The organism is Capnocytophaga sp. oral taxon 902 (assembly GCF_013394735.1).
In the GTDB taxonomy this organism is placed as follows: Bacteria; Bacteroidota; Bacteroidia; order Flavobacteriales; family Flavobacteriaceae; genus Capnocytophaga; species Capnocytophaga ochracea.
Genome location: NZ_CP058261.1, coordinates 1,189,131 through 1,209,512, shown reverse-complemented (window position 1 = coordinate 1,209,512; position 20,382 = coordinate 1,189,131). Strand labels below are relative to the sequence as shown.

23 protein-coding genes and 1 pseudogene are annotated in these 20,382 nt (G+C 39.2%); 23 read left to right on the top strand and 1 reads right to left on the bottom strand.

Translation table 11 applies throughout. The annotated features are described in order from the left end of the window. The 23 genes and pseudogenes from purN (at position 1) to HW278_RS05010 (ending at position 18,342) form a co-directional block, all read left to right on the top strand. Positions 1-585 carry a phosphoribosylglycinamide formyltransferase gene (gene purN / locus HW278_RS05120; RefSeq protein WP_178977128.1) on the top strand — a complete coding sequence of 195 codons (585 nt, stop codon included), beginning with the start codon at positions 1-3 and terminating at the stop codon, positions 583-585. Between the two features lie 109 nt (positions 586-694). Beyond that, positions 695-1,837, top strand: a complete 1,143-nt coding sequence (locus HW278_RS05115; RefSeq protein WP_178977127.1) for a DUF3800 domain-containing protein — start codon at positions 695-697, stop codon at positions 1,835-1,837. A 362-nt stretch (positions 1,838-2,199) separates the two neighbouring features. After that, a complete protein-coding gene (locus HW278_RS05110) occupies positions 2,200-3,159 on the top strand; it encodes an IS30 family transposase (protein WP_255493530.1) in 960 nt (319 codons plus the stop codon). A 155-nt stretch (positions 3,160-3,314) separates the two neighbouring features. Further along, positions 3,315-3,770 carry a 50S ribosomal protein L13 gene (gene rplM, locus HW278_RS05105; protein ID WP_002674296.1) on the top strand — a complete coding sequence of 152 codons (456 nt, stop codon included), beginning with the start codon at positions 3,315-3,317 and terminating at the stop codon, positions 3,768-3,770. Then, positions 3,770-4,156, top strand: a complete 387-nt coding sequence (rpsI, locus tag HW278_RS05100) for a 30S ribosomal protein S9 (RefSeq protein ID WP_002674299.1) — start codon at positions 3,770-3,772, stop codon at positions 4,154-4,156. The genes rplM and rpsI overlap by 1 nt, the downstream gene beginning before the upstream one ends. A 111-nt stretch (positions 4,157-4,267) precedes the next feature. Beyond that, complete coding sequence (rpsB, locus tag HW278_RS05095; protein ID WP_009410960.1) at positions 4,268-4,993, top strand: 30S ribosomal protein S2; 726 nt, start codon at positions 4,268-4,270, stop codon at positions 4,991-4,993. A gap of 94 nt (positions 4,994-5,087) precedes the next feature. Next, positions 5,088-6,050, top strand: coding sequence for a translation elongation factor Ts (gene tsf / locus HW278_RS05090; RefSeq protein WP_178977126.1), 963 nt, complete (start codon positions 5,088-5,090; stop codon positions 6,048-6,050). Between the two features lie 73 nt (positions 6,051-6,123). Then, positions 6,124-6,360 (top strand): annotated as a pseudogene (locus HW278_RS05085) (gliding motility-associated C-terminal domain-containing protein); the annotation flags it as partial. Between the two features lie 155 nt (positions 6,361-6,515). Continuing rightward, positions 6,516-7,856, top strand: a complete 1,341-nt coding sequence (gdhA, locus tag HW278_RS05080; RefSeq protein ID WP_178977125.1) for an NADP-specific glutamate dehydrogenase — start codon at positions 6,516-6,518, stop codon at positions 7,854-7,856. 491 nt (positions 7,857-8,347) lie between these two features. Next, positions 8,348-9,382 (top strand): Acg family FMN-binding oxidoreductase, encoded by a 1,035-nt coding sequence (locus tag HW278_RS05075; protein WP_178977124.1) that lies wholly within the window; start codon positions 8,348-8,350, stop codon positions 9,380-9,382. An 83-nt stretch (positions 9,383-9,465) separates the two neighbouring features. Then, on the top strand, positions 9,466-10,320 hold the full coding sequence (locus HW278_RS05070) for a DUF6268 family outer membrane beta-barrel protein (protein ID WP_178977123.1): 855 nt from the start codon (positions 9,466-9,468) through the stop codon (positions 10,318-10,320). 177 nt (positions 10,321-10,497) lie between these two features. Beyond that, entirely contained in the window at positions 10,498-11,232 is a 735-nt protein-coding gene (rlmB, locus tag HW278_RS05065; protein ID WP_178977122.1) for a 23S rRNA (guanosine(2251)-2'-O)-methyltransferase RlmB, read from the top strand. A 27-nt stretch (positions 11,233-11,259) separates the two neighbouring features. Next, positions 11,260-12,093, top strand: a complete 834-nt coding sequence (locus tag HW278_RS05060; RefSeq protein WP_009419474.1) for a helix-hairpin-helix domain-containing protein — start codon at positions 11,260-11,262, stop codon at positions 12,091-12,093. A 468-nt stretch (positions 12,094-12,561) separates the two neighbouring features. After that, positions 12,562-13,707 (top strand): acyl-CoA dehydrogenase family protein, encoded by a 1,146-nt coding sequence (locus HW278_RS05055; protein WP_178977121.1) that lies wholly within the window; start codon positions 12,562-12,564, stop codon positions 13,705-13,707. Between the two features lie 16 nt (positions 13,708-13,723). After that, the gene (locus HW278_RS05050) at positions 13,724-14,161 is read left to right on the top strand and encodes an RrF2 family transcriptional regulator (RefSeq protein WP_009419476.1); all 438 of its coding nucleotides are present in this window, start codon (positions 13,724-13,726) and stop codon (positions 14,159-14,161) included. Positions 14,162-14,235: 74 nt separating this feature from the next. Next, on the top strand, positions 14,236-14,499 hold the full coding sequence (locus HW278_RS05045) for a SemiSWEET family transporter (protein WP_009412761.1): 264 nt from the start codon (positions 14,236-14,238) through the stop codon (positions 14,497-14,499). Between the two features lie 82 nt (positions 14,500-14,581). After that, positions 14,582-14,794: a hypothetical protein gene (locus HW278_RS05040; RefSeq protein WP_009422414.1), complete on the top strand. Its 213-nt coding sequence runs from the start codon at positions 14,582-14,584 to the stop codon at positions 14,792-14,794. Beyond that, the gene (locus HW278_RS05035) at positions 14,794-15,093 is read left to right on the top strand and encodes a Txe/YoeB family addiction module toxin (protein WP_009422408.1); all 300 of its coding nucleotides are present in this window, start codon (positions 14,794-14,796) and stop codon (positions 15,091-15,093) included. Before HW278_RS05040 ends, HW278_RS05035 begins: the two co-directional genes overlap by 1 nt. 50 nt (positions 15,094-15,143) lie before the next feature. Further along, positions 15,144-16,415: a serine--tRNA ligase gene (gene serS, locus HW278_RS05030; protein ID WP_178977120.1), complete on the top strand. Its 1,272-nt coding sequence runs from the start codon at positions 15,144-15,146 to the stop codon at positions 16,413-16,415. 159 nt (positions 16,416-16,574) lie between these two features. Next, the gene (locus HW278_RS05025) at positions 16,575-16,871 is read left to right on the top strand and encodes a type II toxin-antitoxin system HigB family toxin (protein ID WP_009410971.1); all 297 of its coding nucleotides are present in this window, start codon (positions 16,575-16,577) and stop codon (positions 16,869-16,871) included. 4 nt (positions 16,872-16,875) lie between these two features. Beyond that, complete coding sequence (locus HW278_RS05020; protein ID WP_009410972.1) at positions 16,876-17,109, top strand: toxin-antitoxin system antitoxin component Xre domain protein; 234 nt, start codon at positions 16,876-16,878, stop codon at positions 17,107-17,109. Between the two features lie 10 nt (positions 17,110-17,119). Then, positions 17,120-17,437, top strand: coding sequence for a hypothetical protein (locus HW278_RS05015; RefSeq protein ID WP_178977119.1), 318 nt, complete (start codon positions 17,120-17,122; stop codon positions 17,435-17,437). Beyond that, on the top strand, positions 17,428-18,342 hold the full coding sequence (locus HW278_RS05010; RefSeq protein ID WP_009422390.1) for a ribonuclease Z: 915 nt from the start codon (positions 17,428-17,430) through the stop codon (positions 18,340-18,342). The genes HW278_RS05015 and HW278_RS05010 overlap by 10 nt, the downstream gene beginning before the upstream one ends. A gap of 659 nt (positions 18,343-19,001) precedes the next feature. Here the strand turns inward: HW278_RS05010 and HW278_RS05005 are convergent. Then, positions 19,002-20,228, bottom strand: coding sequence for an IS4 family transposase (locus HW278_RS05005; RefSeq protein WP_178977050.1), 1,227 nt, complete (start codon positions 20,226-20,228; stop codon positions 19,002-19,004). Between the last annotated feature and the right edge of the window lie 154 nt (positions 20,229-20,382).

The window sequence follows — 20,382 nt, the reverse complement described above, 5'->3', positions numbered from 1 at the left end:
ATGAAAAAGATTATCATTTTTGCCTCAGGTTCAGGCTCCAATGCCGAACGTATCGCTACCTATTTCCACCAAAAAGGTACTGCACAGGTAAGCCTTATACTCTGCAACAACCCTCAGGCAGGCGTACTCTCGCGTGCCAAACGCTTAGCCATTCCCTCTTTAGTTTTCAACCGACAAGCGTTCTATGAGTCGGATATCGTCCTCAATATCCTTAAATCCCAGCACCCCGACCTTATCGTGCTGGCAGGATTCTTGTGGAAAGTACCTGCTTATCTCACCGAGGCTTATCCTCATAAAGTCATCAACATACACCCTTCTCTTTTGCCCAAATACGGCGGTAAAGGAATGTATGGCTCACACGTGCACGAAGCCATCATTGCCAATGCCGAGAAAGAAAGTGGCATCACCATTCACTATGTAAACGAACATTACGACGAAGGTAATATCATCTTCCAAGCCAAAACAACCGTACTCCCCACCGATACTCCCGATACCTTAGCCGAAAAAATTCACTTATTGGAATATGAGTATTTCCCAAAAGTCATTAGCCAGTTAGTAAATGAGAAAACTCAAATTACACGTTAGTCACTGAGCTGTCCGTTCAAATCTCACATAGATTTTCACAGAATAGGATGCAAATAGTAATTAATATATTCTAACACGGAATCAAGAATAAATATTCTTAAAAATTACAATGAGTTACACAGAATTATACAATACTATAAAAGAGAACACTCTTATTCAAGGAGTAAGTATAGAACATCTTGAAAGAAAAGAAACTCTATACTATGATGAAACTGAAAATGTAAAGCATTTGATCCTTAAAAATGGATCTCTCAATGCAGCATTTGATACAGTATTTGTACTTGGGGGTATTCAAGCTGAGGATACAATTTCTATTGAAAGTCTCAAATCAAGACTTGGAAAACAACCGACAACAGAACTTAAGGCAAAAAAAGACTTAAAAGGTAATTTTATTGCAATTCTGAGAAAAAATAATTTCCGTCAGATTTTAGAGTTGATACAAGAAAAAAAATGGCACATTCATTTCAGTGCAGTACAAATCCTATACTATGCTTTCGTAGATATTATAGATTCTATAGAGGGTACTGAAATATATCTAGATTCTATAGAGGGTACTGAAATATATCCTTGGGAATTTAAGGCTGAATTATATCAAGTGCTAAAAAAAGACTGTAGAAAAACCGTAGAGCATTTTAAAAAGTATAAATATCCAAATATAAAGGACTCAGAAAAAGAAGAATTTTTAGAGGGCATAATAAGAATGATAGAAGAACAAATTAAAGAGTCAGCATCAAAATACTTGACAAATCCTTTATTAATGTTATTGAAAACACTTATCTGTACAGCTAAAAGACAAAAAAAGCTTACTTTTATCCAAGAGGAGGAGACTGGTATATGGGTAGAGTCTTTTATTCAATTTTACAGACAAGAAATTATAAAATTTCATAGAAAGGATTTAATATTTGATGAAGAAAGCCAAGTACAGGATATGCTCAAGAAAGAGAATCTTGAAATAAATGGAGAACTTTTAACTAATTATAGTTTTATAGATTCTAAAAAAAATGCAATGATACAAGTATCTGATTATGTAGTTTCTATAATTAAAAAGTACATAGTATTTCTTGATAGGAAAGAGTTAGAGATTGAACAAGATATTAAAAACTTTGATGATATACAAAAAAGAAACTACGTTCTTTTGAATACTGTTCTTAAAGATTCTTTAGACTATAACCCTTTGTTTCTGAATTTTACTGTTTGTTGGTATACTTACAAAAAGTTTATGAAGTATATAAAAGAGTATAGTTGTAAGTGATAGAAAAATATTGGAGAACTATTAGTAAATCAACTCAGATAAAGAATATCCGTGCAATCCATATAATCGAAGTGAGACTTCTAAGATAGCTTGCTGTCTAATGCATCATTATTTGGATTTATCCGTAATTTATTTTGTTCGACCGTAGCTAATTCACTAATCTACCATTAGTTCAGAGCAACCTTGGAGCAACTAATGTAAGTTCCACTAATAATTGCAATTTTAAGTAGTAATTTTTAGTAAAACTTTTATTTTTCAGAGGGTTTTGCCTCTAAGGGGCAACCCTCTGAAAAATAAAAAAAGAGAAAAAACTATAAAAGTCTTTTCTCTTTCAAAATAAATGCTTTTCTTTGTAAATGACAATGAAAGAATATAAGCATTTAAATTTGGTGCAAAGGTCGGTAATTTCTGCTTTAAAAGCAAGCGGAATCAAACAAAAAGATATTGCTCTTTATGCAGAGTGTAATCCCTCTACCGTCAGTCGAGAGCTGTCAAGAAACAAAACAAAGACAGGAAAATACAGTCCAAAAGTAGCTCAAGAAATCTCAGAAGAGCGTAAAGAACGTTTTAGGAAAGAACGTAAATTTACTAAAGAAATGAAAGTTTTTGTTATTAAGCATATCACTGAAGAACAGTGGTCTGTTGAGCAAATTGTAGGGTATTGTAAAAAAAATAGAATACCAATGGTTGGAAAAACAACTATCTATAATTTCATTCACCAAGACAAAGAAAACGGAGGCGAACTATACAAACACACTCGTCATCAGCTTAAGCATAGAAGTAGAGCATTGTACACTTGTAAAAAGAAAGTAGAAGATAAAAAGTCTATTGAAGAACGTCCTGAGGTTATAAGTCAGAAAACAGAGTTTGGACACTGGGAAATAGATTTAATTGTAGGAGCAGGAAATAAAGGAGCGATACTTACATTGGTTGAAATGACTACTAAAATGTTATTTATGAAAAAGTTAAAAGAAGGAAAGAAAGCTAAATCATTAGCAGATGAACTTATAGATATGACCTTGCCTTACAAAAACTATATAAAGACAATTACTGCTGACAATGGTAATGAATTTTCTGATTTTAAGCGAGTTGAAAAGAAATTGAACCTACAATTTTTCTTTGCTCATCCTTATAGTTCTTGGGAGCGAGGTCTTAGTGAACACACCAATGGTCTTGTACGGCAATACATACCTAAAAATACTGATTTTAAAAATATTACAGATAAAGAAATTAAAGAATATCAATATAAAATTAATAATAGACCAAGAAAAGTATTAGATTTTGAAAAACCTAAAGATTTATTCTATCAGAAAGTAATCTGAAAAATTGCACTTGATGGTGGAATGGGCGTAAACTAATTGCTAATTAAAAAATTTTGCTGTTTCAAATATTTGTCGTACTTTTGCGCCCTAAAAATAAAAGTGTCGTTTGATGACACTATTAAGGAATGTTTAATTTTTAATAAAAATCACAAAGAGTGGACACATTAAGCTACAAAACCATCTCTGCCAATAAAGCCACTGTAAACAAAAAGTGGGTCTTGGTAGATGCTGATGGACAGACTTTGGGTCGCCTTGCCTCTAAAGTAGCCAAGCTACTTCGCGGTAAGTACAAACCCGAATTTACCCCTCACGTTGATTGTGGTGATAACGTAATCGTTATCAACGCCGAGAAAATCAACCTTACAGGGAACAAATGGGAAGATAAAAGCTATCTTCGCCACACTGGTTACCCAGGAGGACAACGCTTCACAGGAGTAAAACAACTCCTCGACAAACACCCAGAACGTATCATCGAAAAAGCTGTAAAAGGTATGTTGCCAAAAACAAGATTGGGTGCAGCAGTTTTACGTAATTTAAAAGTGTATGCAGGTACCGAGCACAAACAAGAAGCTCAACAACCTGTTACCATTAACTTAAACGATTTGAAATAATGGAAGTAATTCACACCATTGGTAGACGAAAAACCGCCGTAGCGCGTATCTACCTTAAAGCAGGTAACGGTACTATCACCGTAAACAAACGCGAACTCAACAATTATTTCACTACCCCTACACTACAATACAAAGTAAAACAAGCCCTCAGCCTTGTAGGTGCTGAAGATGCTTACGATGTAAAAGTAAACGTGTATGGTGGTGGTATCACAGGTCAAGCCGAAGCCGTTCGTTTGGCTATCGCTCGCGCACTTTGCGAACTCGACGCTGAAAACCGCGCCGTATTGAAACCCGAAGGGCTTTTAACACGCGACCCTCGTATGGTTGAACGCAAGAAATTCGGTCAGAAAAAAGCCCGTAAGAGATTCCAATTCTCTAAACGTTAATATCAATTTGCTCCTTAGTTTAGCATCCAAATGGCTCAGGCGGTTATTTAAAATTTACAAAACCTCTCCAAGCTATTGCTAATAGTAGGAACGTAAACTATTTAAAAAGAAATGGCAAATAACATAGAAATTAAAGATTTATTAGATGCAGGTGTACATTTCGGTCACCTTACCCGCAAATGGAATCCTAATATGGCTCCCTACATCTATATGGAACGCAACGGTATCCACGTAATCAACTTGTACAAAACTGCTGCTAAAATTGAAGAGGCTGCCGAAGCCCTCAAAAAAATCGTAGCCTCTGGCAAAAAAGTACTTTTTGTGGCTACTAAAAAACAAGCAAAAGACGTAGTTGCCGAAAAAGCAACTTCAGTAAAAATGCCTTACATCACCGAGCGTTGGCCTGGTGGTATGCTTACTAACTTTGTAACTATCCGTAAGGCAGTAAAGAAAATGTCGTCTATCGATAAAATGAAAAAAGACGGTACTTTCGATACCCTTTCAAAACGTGAAAAACTACACGTAGAACGTATGCGCGAAAAACTCGAAAAGAACTTAGGGTCTATCGCCGATATGTCTCGCCTCCCTGGTGCTCTATTTGTAGTCGATACACTCCGTGAACACATCGCTGTAAGAGAAGCGCAAAAATTAAACATTCCTATTTTCGCAATGGTAGATACAAACTCCGACCCTCGTGAGGTGGATTTTGCTATCCCTGCCAACGACGACGCTTCTAAAGCTATCGAAAAAGTACTTTCTTACATCACCGAAGCTGTAAACGAAGGTCTTTCAGGTAGAACAGCTGAAGCTAACAAAGAAGCTGAAAGCAATGATTAATACTCTTAGATGATTAATGGTTAATAGCGTTTAGCCATTAATCATTTAAACATTGAATTAATCATTAATCACTAATCATTAAACATTAATAAAAATGGCAAATATTACCGCCGCAGACGTAAATAAACTCCGCCAAGCTACCGGCGCAGGTATGATGGACTGTAAAGCTGCCCTCATCGAAGCCGAAGGCGATTTCGATAAAGCAATAGAAGTATTGCGCAAAAAAGGTCAGAAAGTAGCTGCTAAACGCGCCGACCGCGATTCTAAAGAAGGGGCTGCTATCGCACAAGTGAATGCTAACCACACAGTAGGTGCTATCATCTCTCTCAACTGTGAGACCGACTTCGTAGCCAAAAATGCCGATTTCGTAGCCCTCGCTAAAGATTTAGCTGATCTCGCCCTTACTGTAAATAGCAAAGACGAACTTCTTGCCTTGAACTACAAAGGTATTACCGTAGCCGAAAAACTCCTTGAACAAACAGGTGTGATCGGTGAGAAAATAGAACTCGGTGCTTTCGAAAAAGTAGAAGCGCCTTTTGTAGGTTCTTATATTCACCACGGTAACAAAATCGCTGCAATTGTAGGCTTATCAGCTGCTATCGCCGATGCTCCTGAAGTAGGTAAAAACTTAGCAATGCAAATCGCTGCTATGGGTGCTGAAACCCTTTCTTACAAAGATTTCTCTCCTGAGTACATCGCTAAAGAAACTGAAGCACGCATAGCAATTATCGAAAAAGAAAACGAAGAGTTACACCGCTTGGGCAAACCGCTCAAACACGTACCTCAATACGTTTCACAAGCACAACTCACACCCGAAGTATTAGCTAAAGCTGAAGCCGATGCTAAAGCTGAATTGAAAGCTGAAGGTAAACCAGAACAAATTTGGGATAAAATCCTTCCTGGTAAGATACAACGCTTCATCTCCGATAACACTACCCTCGACCAAGAGAAAGCTCTCCTCGACCAAGTGTACATCTACGACGAAAGCAAAAAAGTATCCGATTTTGTAAAATCTAAAAATGTAGAGATTACAGCTTTCAAGCGCGTAGCCTTGTAATTTATATATTTAAATGATATATGTTAAAAACTCCTCTTACTATTGAGTAGGGGGAGTTTTTTTTAACTACTAATCGCTAGAAGGAGCAGATGCTAATAGTCCTATTCATCTTCTCATCTTTGATGAAAAGGGCTTAAAAGTATATGAAAATGAACATTATGGCAAAAATGGCGATTATTTTAGAGGTTATGCTAATGCCAAAGGTTTTATAGGGAATAGCAAAGCTCTTCACGGCACTTATTTCTATATCGTTCGTTACAGCAAGCGCGGAAAAGAAGAACAGCAAAAAGGCTTTTTATATGTGAGGTAAAACTTCATTTTCTTTTGAAAATAAATCTTTTTAATAAAAATTTCTTTCGTTTTCTTTGCGCATTTCAATAATATTAACTACTTTTGTCGCTCATTAATATATTTGCATAACTAAATAATTCATTAACACATAATTCATAACTAATTAAATATATTATGGACGTAAAAAAAATAATGACCTCCTTAGAGGCAAAACACCCAGGAGAAAAAGAGTACTTGCAAGCAGTACACGAAGTGCTTGAATCAGTACAAGAGGTGTACAACCAGCACCTCGAATTTGCCAAAGCTAAAATTATAGAACGTATCGTAGAGCCCGACCGCATTCATACCTTCCGCGTGGATTGGGTAGATGATAAAGGCGAAGTGCAAAGCAACCTCGGCTACCGCGTGCAGTTCAACGCTGCCATAGGTCCCTATAAAGGTGGTATCCGTTTCCACAAAGCTGTAAACCCTTCAATGCTTAAATTTCTTGGCTTCGAACAAACTTTCAAAAATGCACTTACTACCCTGCCTATGGGAGGTGCTAAAGGGGGTTCTGACTTCGACCCTACCGGTAAATCCGATGCCGAAATTATGCGTTTCTGTCAAGCCTTTATGCTCGAACTTTGGAAATATATAGGTCCTGATACCGACGTGCCTGCTGGCGACGTGGGTGTTGGCGGACGCGAAATAGGCTATATGTACGGTATGTACAAAAAATTAGCCCACGAGTATAACACTGGGGTACTTACCGGTAAAGGTATCAACTGGGGAGGTTCGCTCATTCGTCCTGAAGCTACAGGTTATGGCGCGCTCTACTTTGTAGATCATATGCTTAAAAAACTCGGCAGAGATATCAAAGGACAACGCGTAGTAGTATCAGGCTTTGGTAACGTAGCGTGGGGTGCCTCACAAAAAGCAACTCAGTTGGGCGCCAAAGTTATCGGACTTTCAGGCCCCGATGGTTGTGTAGAAGTACCTAATGGTATGACTCACGAAATGATTAACTACCTATTAGAACTTCGTGCTTCTAACCGCAATATTGTAGCTCCTTTTGCCGAAAAATTTGCTAAAGAAAGTAAGTTTACCGCAGGCAAAAAAGCGTGGACTATCCCTTGTGATATTGCCTTGCCTTGTGCTTTCCAAAACGAATTAGATGGCAATGATGCTCAAATGCTTATCAAAAATGGTGTAAAACTCGTAGCCGAAGTATCGAATATGGGTTGTACTCCTGAGGCTATCAAAGTGTTCCAAGATGCTAAATTGCCTTTTGCCCCAGGTAAAGCAGTGAATGCAGGTGGGGTGGCTACTTCAGGTCTTGAAATGACCCAAAATGCAGCGCACCTCGCGTGGAGAGCTGAAGAAGTTGATGCTAAGTTGCACCAAATTATGGAGTCTATCCACAACGCTTGCCTCAAATATGGTCAGGAAGATGGTTATATTAACTACGTAAAAGGTGCTAACATCGCAGGCTTTATGAAAGTAGCTCACGCGATGCTCGACCAAGGCGTGGTTTAATTTAATGAACAATTGATAATGAACAATCAACAAAAAAGCTGCTTCTTAAAATGAGGCAGCTTTTTTTAATCCTTTTACTTCTTATGAATAATCTTTATATATAAATACCGAATTCTTTCGATTTTCTTCTCACTTTTCACCCTCTAATCATTCACTTTTAGCTATTCACTATCAACTACTTATATACCCTTTCTATACCAATCGTCCAAGATTCGTATAAGCTTCCTATAAGCTAACCCCACCCTCCTAACAGCCATTTTTCACCAAAAAACCCCTTAGCCTCCTTCTGAAAAATTCCGTTTCCTTCCGAAACCCCCTGACCAGTCCGATTTGTTCGACAAGTCAAACCTGTCAAAAAACTATTTTTTATCACTACTCATTTTCTAATTTTCTAATTTTCTAATTGCCTTTCACGCATTTCTTAACCCAAGTTCATTTTTCCATCGCTTTTTCACCGTTACTTTGCACTGTAAAACAAAAACAACTTAAAAATGAACTTAAAAATGTTTAGTATCACACTTCTTATGACGTTGACTGCCTTAAAGTCCAACGGTCAAAATCCCGACCTCCTCACATTGGTCACTGCGGCTACACAAGCCCCTTCAGGTCACAATTCTCAACCTTGGTTCTTCACTGTTGAGAACAACCGCATCATTATTACGCCCGATTTTACCAAAGCGCTCCCTGCCGTAGACGGTAAACACCGCGAACTGTTTATGAGCTTGGGCTGTGCTCTGGAAAACCTCTGCCTAAAAGCCACCGAATTGCACTATCGCACCCAGGTACAACTCACCAACGAAGGCGTCATCACCGTGCTTTTGCAAAAACGAGAAGATGTAACTCCCAGTTCCTTAGCTGCTGTCATTCCTAAACGCCAAACCAACCGCTCGGTATACGACGGCAAACGCATAGACGCTTCTTTGCTCCAAAGTTTAGTAAGCAAAGCTATGGACGATACGGGGGCAAAGCTCTACACATTCGCCAATGGTTCTCCGCTTTTTGCAACACTCACCGAAGCAGTAATGCAAGGCAATGCTGTGCAAATGGCTGACCCCGCTTTCAAAAACGAACTCCTCTCGTGGATACGTTTCAACAAAAAGCATTCTGAAAGCACTCACGACGGACTCAGTTACGCAGTGCTCGGCGCTCCTAATCTCCCTCGTTGGGTAACCGAGCCCATTGTAAAGGCATCACTAAAAGCTGATAAGCAAAACAAAACCGACTTGAAGAAGATACAATCTTCCTCCGATATAGTGCTTATCACTTCTGAGAAAGACGATATCCACACTTGGATAAACACAGGTCGTTTATTAGAACGCTTTTTGCTCGTCCTCACCGAAGCAGGCATCGCTAATGCTTACCTCAATCAGCCGTGTGAAGTGCCCGAACTCCGTGCGCAACTGCAAGCCGATTTGCCCATTGCAAAAGCCTATCCACAAATCCTTTTGCGCATCGGTTATGCGAAGCCCGTAGCTTATTCCAAGAGAAAAGATATCAAAGAAGTTAGCAAATTTAAAAATGAGTAAATTAGCTAATGCGTAGCGAAACACACCTTGTCAAAGTCTTAGGGCTTTGACAAGGTCTATTATTCTAATAATCAAATATCTCAATGAAACTTATAATCCTTTTATTCTTTATCACTCTTAACACCTTTGCGCAAGTAACCTTTAAATCTGAATATTTTGCCAAAGACAAACTTTCTCGACAACGCCTTTCGGTGCAGTTACCTCTTTCCCTGCAAAAATATGAAGATGACCCTTATCAACGTATGAAAATATGGGCTATCAGTACCGATGCTTGTTTTATGAAAGTACGTGAACATACCCCAGCAACGCCTTATGAAATAATGAACCTCAGCGCACATTTGGTGCATCTGCGTCCATTGCATAACCGCTGGTCGTTATTAATGGCAATAGGTATAGGGACTTATACGTCTGCTAATCGGCTTTCGGCTATAATATGGAAAGAGAATGTGCTGGGCAGTGGTGCATTGCTAGCTATATGGCACGGTAGTGAGCATTTGCAAATAGGAGCGGGCGTGGCAGTGAGTACGCTTTTGGGTTACCCGATGGCTTTCCCTAGTGCCTTTACCGAATACAAAAGCGATACGTGGAACGCTTGGGCTAAAGGCAATTTTCTCGAAGGAGGTAGTGCCTCAATAGGTTACCACTTCAATGAATACTTTGCTCTGAATGCTCTTGCTGACTTTAGTATTTACGCCTCTTTTTTGAGAAGAAACGAGCAGAAAGCTGTCTTTTTTACCCAACATAGTATCTTCGGGCTACAACCTGAGTTTATCATCAACAAGAAGATTCGTATACCTCTCACCATAGGCATAGACCTCGCTCGTACGGGTACGTATAAAGAAAGGCAAATTAAAGCTTTTTTTACCGATAACTTAGGCAAAACTACTGAAACAAAAAGTAGTTTTTATATTTCTGGAAGTGTAGTATTAAGTCGTTAAGAACAACTATACAAATAATAATATTTTTGTGATATCAGCTTTGGTTCGCTACTAATTAGCAAATGACCAAATTTGCTCATTTGCTAATTATACACTACCTTTGTCCCCTCAATCATTCTTTGTTTGATTTTGAAAAAGATTTGTAAAATTTCTGAGGCGCAAGCCTCATCTTGAAAGATGCAGCAAGAAACCCAAATATACGGCATTCGTGCCCTGATAGAAGCCCTTAAAGCAGGCAAAACCATCGATAAAGTCTTCTTGCAAAAAGGCTTACAAGGTAGTTTGTTTAGAGAGCTAATGCCTCTACTGCAAGAAGCCCAAGTGCCCGTGCAGTATGTGCCCGTTGAGAAACTGAACCGCCTTACCAAGAAAAACCACCAAGGGGTAGTGGCGAACCTCTCCCCCGTAGATTATCACAATTTTGAGGATTTGGTAATCTCAGTTACCGAAAGCGGAGCCACACCGCTTTTCCTTGTGTTAGACCACCTTTCTGATGTGCGCAACTTTGGTGCGATTATCCGCACGGCAGAGTGTACAGGCGTCTCAGGTATTATCATTCCTAAGCGTGGCAGTGTGAGTATCACCGCCGATACTGTCAAAACCTCGGCTGGAGCTGTGTTTCGCGTGCCTATCTGCAAGGTCGAAAACCTTGTAGATGCGGTCTACTACCTGCAAGGCAGTGGCATTAGGGTAGTGGCAGCGACCGAGAAGACTAGTCAATTGCTATACGCCGAAGACTTTACGGTTCCTACCGCTATTGTGATGGGGGCGGAAGACGTCGGGGTATCGCCAGCAATACTCAAAGTAGTAGATAGCAAAGCCAAATTGCCAATGGTAGGCGATATTAGTTCGCTAAACGTTTCGGTAGCTTGTGCTGTTTTCTTGTACGAAGCTCTCAAACAACGACTCTAATTCTCCAACCCCTATCTCCTAAAACCGATGAACCGCCAACAAACCCGAGGTGTCCTTTTTTTGCTATTGCTCATCATAGCACTACAATTCGCCTTTCGTAATCTCAGCTTTAATCGCACTTTCGTCCCTACTGAAACTACTGTACTTCAACGGGAGATGGACTCGCTAAGAGCTCTTGTTTCCTTGCCTAAAAAAGATACCATTTACCCCTTCAATCCCAATTTTATTACAGACTACAAAGGCTTCAAACTCGGACTCACTCCAGAGCAAATCGACCGCTTGCAAGCTTTTCGCGCACAAAATAAGTATGTCAATTCTGCCGAAGAGTTCCAACAAGTAACCGGTGTGCCTGATAGTCTTCTGCACAAAATAGCCCCTTCTTTTAAGTTCCCCGAATGGGTGAAAAACCGCAGAACTTCTTCTTATGTCTATGAAAAATACCCCCAAAAACACTTTCCCAAACAAGATATCAACACCGCAACTGCCGAAGAACTGATGAAAATCTACGGTATAGGCGAAGGCTTTTCCAATCGCATCTTGAAATACCGCAACAAGTTGCACGGCTTTACCTATATCAGCCAAGTGGCAGAAGTCTACGGACTCGAAAAGGAAGTGTACGAACGAGTAGCCGAGCGCTTTGAAGTAAAAACAACACCCGTGATTGAGAAGAAGGACATCAATACTCTCAATATGTATGAACTCAGCAAAATTCCTTATGTGAAATACGGAGAAGGCAAGAAGATAGTAGGCTTGCGTTCCGAGCTCGGTACGCTCAAATCCTTTGACGACCTTTTACAAATAGAGGGTTTTGATAAACAACGTATCGCCCGATTGCAGTTGTATCTCTATATCGAACAGTAGCCTTCAAGATAATTAAAAAGAATTTCGTTCTTCTTTAACACTTTTTTTTCAATAAGTAAACTCCCTCTTTTTACCAATTGAAATTCAACTAACTAACGCTCTTCCTTCGTCTTTCCTTCGTCTTAGGTTCGTCTTAGCTTCGCTTTACCTTCGGTGTAGGTTCGCTTGTTCTTCAGAAAACGTAAAACACTTATTTATTTGTTTTACAGCTGATTAATATGTTTTATAGTATAAAATACCTAAAAGTATTTTCCTTGGTTAATACTGAAAAAAAATATGCCATATAACAAACTTTAACATTTTTTCTTCAATCTTATTGCCACTATACACCATTTTTATTGAATAACACTTTCCTAACAATTAATCCTCTTCTTTTCACTTCCTCATTAAAAAAATAGTAATTCGTAATTCGTAATTCGTAATTATTTTATATCTTTGCCCCTTGGTATTAGAATAAGCATATAACGAATGAATTTTAACTATTCTGAAACACAACGAATGGTAGCCGATGCGGCTAAAGAGTTTGCCGAAAAATATATCCGTCCACACGTGATGGAATGGGACGAAAGTCAGGAATTTCCTGTGGAGGTATTCCGCAAAGCAGGCGAACTTGGCTTTATGGGCGTTTTAGTACCCGAAGCCTACGGTGGCTCAGGTCTCGACTACCACGATTATATCGCGATTGTGGAAGAAATCTCAAAAGTCGACCCTTCTATAGGGCTCTCAATAGCAGCTCACAACTCTCTTTGTACCAATCATATCCTTAGCTTTGGTAGCGAACAGCAAAAACAACGCTGGTTGCCCAAATTAGCTTCAGGTGAATGGATAGGTGCTTGGGGCATTACCGAACACAATACCGGTTCTGATTCCGGAGGTATGGCTACTACCGCTGTAAAAGACGGCGACGAGTGGATACTGAACGGTACTAAAAACTTTATTACTCACGGCAAAACAGGACAGATAGCCGTAGTCATTGCTCGTACCGGCGAAAAAGGTAACAAACACGCTATCACAGCCTTTGTAGTAGAACGCGGTACGAAGGGTTTTAGCAGTGGTAAAAAAGAAAACAAACTCGGTATGCGTGCCAGCGAAACCGCCGAAATGATATTTCAAGATTGTCGTATTCCCGATGCCAATCGTTTGGGTGATGTAGGCGACGGCTTTATTCAAGCAATGAAGATATTAGATGGCGGACGTATTTCTATCGGTGCTCTTTCTTTGGGTATTGCCAAAGGCGCTTACGAAGCCTCCCTCAAATACGCCAAAGAACGTATGCAGTTTGGTAAACGCCTCATCGACCTACAAGCCGTTGGTTTCAAACTCGCCGATATGGTTACCGAAATAGAAGCTTCCGAACTGCTCTTGCACAAATCGGCTTTCCAAAAGAACAACGGTCAGCGCGTAACTCTATCGGGTGCAATGGCAAAGATGTACGCCTCCGAAGTATGTGTGCGCGTAGCTACCGAAGCCATTCAAATTCACGGCGGTTATGGTTATACGAAAGATTTTCCGGTCGAAAAATTCTTCCGTGATTCCAAATTGTGTACCATAGGCGAGGGAACAACCGAAATACAGAAATTAGTCATCAGTCGACAAATAGATAAGAACTCATAATAAAAAACGAACGAATATGTTATCCAATTCCAGCAAGTATGCCATCAATGCAGTAATATACCTTGCCATACACTCGTCGGCAAGCCATAGAATAGCGCCCAAAGACGTGGCAGAAGCGCTACATATTCCTACGCCCTTTTTGGCAAAAATATTGCAAACTTTAGCCCGCAAAAAGGTAATTAGCTCCAACAAAGGACCTGGAGGAGGCTTTTGGCTCTCCGATGAGGAAAAACAAGCTCCTTTAATGACCGTTGTAGAGCAAATAGGTGAAGCCGATAAGTTTATCGCCTGTGCGATGGGCTTCAAAGAGTGTTCATCAGAGAAACCCTGTCCGTTACACGCTTCCGTACAGCCTTTCAGAGATAATTTTATGCGAGAACTTAGCGAGAACTCCATAGCCTCCTTTGCTCAAAAAATTGCTGATAAAACTGCTTTCTTATCACCTACGGAGTAATTAGATGTTAGTCGCACGAGCAATTATCTATTTACAAATTTATCATAGTATATAAACTTAAAAAATAATTATATATGGAGAACGGAAAACTCTTTAACATTTTAGGTTGGGTAGCAATGGCTGCCTCTATTAGTATGTATGTGTCATACATACCACAAATCAGTGATAACCTTGCAGGACACAAGGGGAATCCTATACAGCCTTTGGTAGCAGCAATTAACTGTTCGTTATGGGTGATATATGGCTTTTTCAAAAAACCCAAAAGAGACTATCCTATATTATTAGCAAACTTACCAGGTATTGTCTTTGGTTTATTTGCCTTTGCAACTGCTTTGTAATTAGGTTGTCACACACTTTACCAAAGTTGAAAATGCTTATTACATTTTACGTCAAATCTTAACACTTAAAAAATAATAACAAATGAGAACAGGAACTTTAACCATTGAACCTCCTAAAGGAATATCCTTAGAAGAAGCTAAATTAGCACTTAAAAGTTTAAAATTTAAGATACTAAAAGTAACAGATGATACTGAAATGACAGAGCAAGAGTTCTTTAGTATGGTTGATAAGGCTCGTGCTGAGAAAAAGACAAAAGTTAGTAAAGAACAAATGCGTAAAATGCTTTTAGAATAATGGAAGAAGATGCAGTTTTATATGAGCTTTCTTACTCTGATACTTATTTTAAGCATATTAAGAAACACAAAAAAGCAAAGCAGGTAAAAATTCTCAAAAGAATTGCTGAACTTTTAGAAGAGATAGCACAAGATCCTACTCGTGGAGTAGGAAATCCTGAAGCTCTTAGGCATTATGGAGAAAGTGATGTCTGGTCTCGTAGAATAGATGCAAAACATAGACTAATGTACGAGATTTTTGAAGAGAAAAAGCGCATAGAAATTTTGTCAGCTTATGGACATTATAAAGATAAAGATTAACCCCCTACTCCCTTGTTAATTGTCAATTGTCAATTGTTAATTGAAAAGATATGTTACAACTAAACACTATTAGAGAAGAAAAAGACCGCGTGCTCACCGGTCTTAAAAAGCGCAACTTTAAAGAGTTGTCTCTCATAGACGATATTATCGCCTTAGACGAAAAACGCCGTAGCACTCAGCTTTCATTAGATGAAACACTGGCAAAATCCAACAACCTTTCTAAGGAAATAGGCAACCTCTTCAAAGCAGGCGAAACCGACAAAGCCAATACCCTTAAAGAGCAAACCGCTTCCCTTAAAGAAGATATCAAAACCCTTACCGATACCCTCAACACTACCGTAGAGGAGCTTAACGATTTGCTCTACCGCGTCCCTAATATCCCTAATGAGTTGGTGCCCGAAGGTACTTCCGAAGCCGACAATGTAGTGGTATTCGAGGCAGGCACTATTCCTGACTTAGGTAAAGACGCTCTTCCTCACTGGGAACTCGCCAAGAAGTACGACCTCATCGATTTCGAGTTAGGCGTAAAGCTCACTGGTGCAGGCTTTCCTGTGTACAAAGGCAAAGGGGCAAAACTGCAACGCGCTCTCATTACCTACTTCCTCGACAAAAACACCGAAGCAGGCTATAACGAATACCAAGTGCCTCACGTAGTAAACGAAGCCTCAGGCTATGGCACCGGTCAGTTGCCCGATAAAGAAGGACAGATGTACCACGTAGGGGTAGATAACCTCTACCTTATCCCTACCGCTGAGGTGCCTGTGACTAATATTTTCCGCGATACCTTGCTCAACGAAAGCGATTTGCCTATCTGCTGTACCGCCTATACGCCTTGCTTCCGTCGTGAAGCCGGTAGCTATGGCGCTCACGTACGCGGGCTCAACCGCTTGCATCAGTTCGACAAGGTGGAGATTGTACGCATTGAACACCCCGACCGCTCTTATAAAGCACTCGAAGGAATGATAGAACACGTAAAAGGCATTCTCAATGAGTTGAAACTCCCTTACCATATCTTGCGCCTTTGTGGTGGCGATTTAGGCTTTACCTCAGCAATTACTTACGATTTCGAGGTATATTCCACCGCTCAAGAAAAGTGGTTAGAGATAAGCTCAGTGTCTAACTTCGAAACCTTCCAAGCAAACCGTCTTAAATTGCGTTTCAAGGACGCCGAGGGTAAAAACCGCTTAGCACATACCCTCAACGGTAGTTCTCTTGCTCTTCCGCGCGTATTAGCCGGTATTTTAGAAAACTACCAAACCCCCAATGGTATTGTAGTACCCGAAGTCCTCAGAAAATACACAGGCTTCGATATTATTAATTAGTGCGAACTACATATTATACAACTTTGCCAAAATTTGAAATTTTGGCAAAGTTTTTTATTACCTATACGTGCTACGACCTTCTAGATTATTTATTTGAAAAGATTATTTTGTATTTTAAATATTATTCATAACTTTGCCTTAAATTTACAACCGATTAAAATGAGAATCATCGCTAAGAAAGCTATAGTTGATTTTTATACATTGCATCCTGGAGCAAAAATCCCTTTAGAAGACTGGTATAAAAAAGCTATCTCGGCAGAATGGTCTTGTTTTGCAGATATTAAAAACGACTTTAACAGTGTAGATGCTGTAGGAAATGGCAGATTTGTTTTCAATATCAAAGGAAACCACTTTAGATTGGTTGTTCTTATTCTTTTTGTCCCCAAAATAGTATATATCCGTTTTATAGGCACTCATAAAGAATATGATAAAATCGAAAAAATAAATAAAGTATAACATTATGATAAAAAATGAACTACAATACAACGCTATAATGAAGCGTATCGACGAGCTCTTGCAGGTTGTAAATGATGATACTCATGAAAATGACCCCGATTACATAGAGTTGATGATTCTCACTGACCTTGTTGAAGCCTATGAGGAAATACATTACCCTATAGGAAATATACACAAAACTGCTTTTATTCCTAAATCTAAAAAAGTAGAAGAAAGTTATGATAATCTAACAATCTAAATATTACTCAATGAAAGAAACTACTGTAATTGCCCTCACTAAAACGCAACTCCCCTCTTGGATAGCCGATTTTAATACCAACGAAACCCTTAAAAAACAGCACATCATCATTACCCTCCCCGAAGAGGAATACTGGTTAAAGAAAGACCTCAAACCACTCGTCGTCTTTGCCCAACAGCACAATCAGCAACATCACAAATCAGTGGTGGTGGTGCAACGTGCCTTAGCGCTCGAAGATTTTGAACTCACCCTGCATATCGCTCCTACCCTCCAAGAGGCGTACGACCTTATTGAACTCGACGAAATAGAACGCGACTTATGGAAGTAACTATCTTAGGTTGTCACAGTGCGACCCCTCGCTCCAATGCCCGCCCTTCGGCACAACTGCTCGAAATGCGCGGTCATCTGTTCCTCATCGATTGTGGAGAGGCTACCCAAATCGCCCTCCGCAATGCCAATGCTAAGTTCTCCCGCATCAAGCACATCTTCATCTCTCACCTCCACGGCGACCATTTCTACGGACTTTTCGGACTCATCTCTACTTTCCAACTCCTCGGTCGCGAAGCCGAAATGCACATCTACGGTCCTAAGGGCATCAAAGAAGCCGTTTTGCTCATCCTCAAACTCGGCGGCGCTTATACCCCTTTCCCCTTGTATTTTCACGAACTATCTTCCAAAACCTCCGAACTCTTATACGAAGACGACAAAGTGCTCGTGCGTACCATTCCGTTGCAACACCGCGTCTATACCAATGGTTTTCTTTTTCAAGAAAAAGAAGGCGAACGTCGCCTAAATATCGACGCAATTGCTGAGTATCCCGAGATACAAACATGCGACTATCAGAACATCAAAAATGGCAAAGATATAACATTAGAAAACGGCAAAACTATTGCCAATACCGAGCTCACCTTCGACCCTCACCGCCCGCAAAGCTATGCCTATTGTAGCGATACTCTTTATTTCGAAGCTTTGGCTACCGAAATACAAGGCGCAAGAGTTGTGTATCACGAATCTACCTTTTTAGAGATAAACGAAGAACTCGCAGTTAAAACAATGCACTCCACCGCCTATCAAGCAGGACTCACAGCTAAGAATGCCCACGCCGATGCCCTCATTTTAGGGCACTACTCCTCTCGCTATCCCGATGTCAATCTCTTCAAGCAAGAAGCACAAGAAGTCTTTAAGAACGTCTTTTTAGCCGAAGATGGCAAAAAGTTCATTTTTGATAATTGACAAACAGAAGAAAACATCACTACACCCCCATTCTCTTGGAAAGCCCTCGATACTTTTTCCGTCTCCACATTCCCCTTTCCCGTCGCTACAATTCCCCCCTTTGAAGAGGTTAGGGAGATGTTACCCTAAGCCAGCAATAGCCTCGTATGTGTAAAAGAAGATATTTTCCCCACATTACCTCCGTCATTCGTCTCTCGTCATTCGTCATTTCTTCCCTTTCCCGTCTTTACATTCCCCCTTTGAAGGTAGCCAGCAAGAGATTTTCATCACATTTCCTTCGTCATTCGTCTCTCGTCATTCGTCATTATCTTCCCTTTTCCATCATACTCCCCCTTTTGCCTATGCCCTAAGGCCTAGCACCTCTTCTCTTTTCTTTCGCCTCGAAACCCCGTTTTTAACATTTTTAGTCTTGTTGTATTATGGTATGAATCAACTATTTACACACCCTTTCTATACCAATCGTCCAAGATTCGTATAAGCTTCCTATAAGCTCTCTATAAGCTAACCCCACCCTTCTTACAGCTATTTTTTACCAAAATCTCTCTCACCTCTCTTCCGTTCTTCTCCGATATCTTCCGAATATTCCTAACAGTCTCAACACGTCGCTTTTTCATCTCAAACTTTGGCAAAGTTTTAAACTAAGGTTGTAAGGAACATTTTTAACTATCTGAATAAGAATACATTTTTGAAGGATCTCCTCCGCAATGGATTACAATTTCTTTAATTATTTCATCTTGTAAACCATAACAAAATCGCCTTTTAGGGATTTTATAGCCTTTCAATCCTTCTTCTTTTATGTATGTCAATAGTAATATTGATGCTATTAATATTACATACATCATCACTTGTATACCATTGAGATTTCTTGAAAAGAAATGTTTAAAGTTAAGCTCTTGTTTTATGAAACGAAAATACTGCTCTATCTTCCAACGATTTCTATAAATTCCGGCTATTTGCTCATCACTAAAATCATCGGTTAAGTTACTTAAAAACAGTATCTTCTCTTCTTTAATTTCTCCTCTCTTCTCATCCTTCTTTAGCAGTCTACCCTCTATCAAACGAAAGGTATTTTTTGTCCTCCTTTGACTTTTAGTGAAAAGATGTACTTTCTGACTGCTAATTAAGCGCAGATGCTCATCTTGCTCAGCTAATTTCTTTACTTGACTCCCTTCTGCTAAAATATACTTTGAGTCTTTGTAAATTCGGGTGACAAAATATTGAGTCTGCTCATCTGAAAGCTCATCCATTACCTTTCTGTCTTTCATTCCTCTGTCGAACACTGCTATATCTTCCTTATTAGCAGTATGTTCCTTGAGAATATCACCAAGTGCTAAATCTTCACTTATCATTTCTTGCTGGTGATGAATTTTACACTTGAATGGTAAGTTTGAAAATCCAATGGTGAATTTTAAGCTTAGCTTTCCTTGCTCATCTTTTTTATTCTTCTGTCCATTTTGCATTCCTAAATGGAGTAGTTTGGATGAGATACTCACTATTGTAGAATCATAACTACTTATTTTAGAAGTAATTCCTTCTTCTAAAAAAGGTGCATACTTCTTTACGCAATAAGCAAAAAGTCTTTCAAAGAAAACTACATTTATTTTAGCAATCCTTTCTGCAATGCTACTGTGTGATATGACTTTAGTAAGTGATATCTTAGCAATCATTTTAAAGAAATTTGTGATATAAAAGTTTTCAAAGGTTCTTAGACTAGCTCTATCATCTGTCAAAGCACCGAAAATTAGCAACTTAAATATTTCTATTCCTTTAAGTTTTTTGCTATATTTATCGACTCCTGTTTCTTTTACAAGAAATTCTAACTCTTTATCTTCTATCTTAGAAAAGATATTTGAAATTCTTTTTCTATTCTTTATTATAGTGGTCATAACTTTTTTTTGCAAAGATAATACTTACACAGTATTCCTACAAAAAAACATAGTTAAAAATCAGTGCTTTATAAATCTTCCTTACAGTTTTGGTTTTAAACTTTGCCAAAGTTGATGTTCTAAAAAGTTACTTCACAAGGCGTAGCCTTGATTT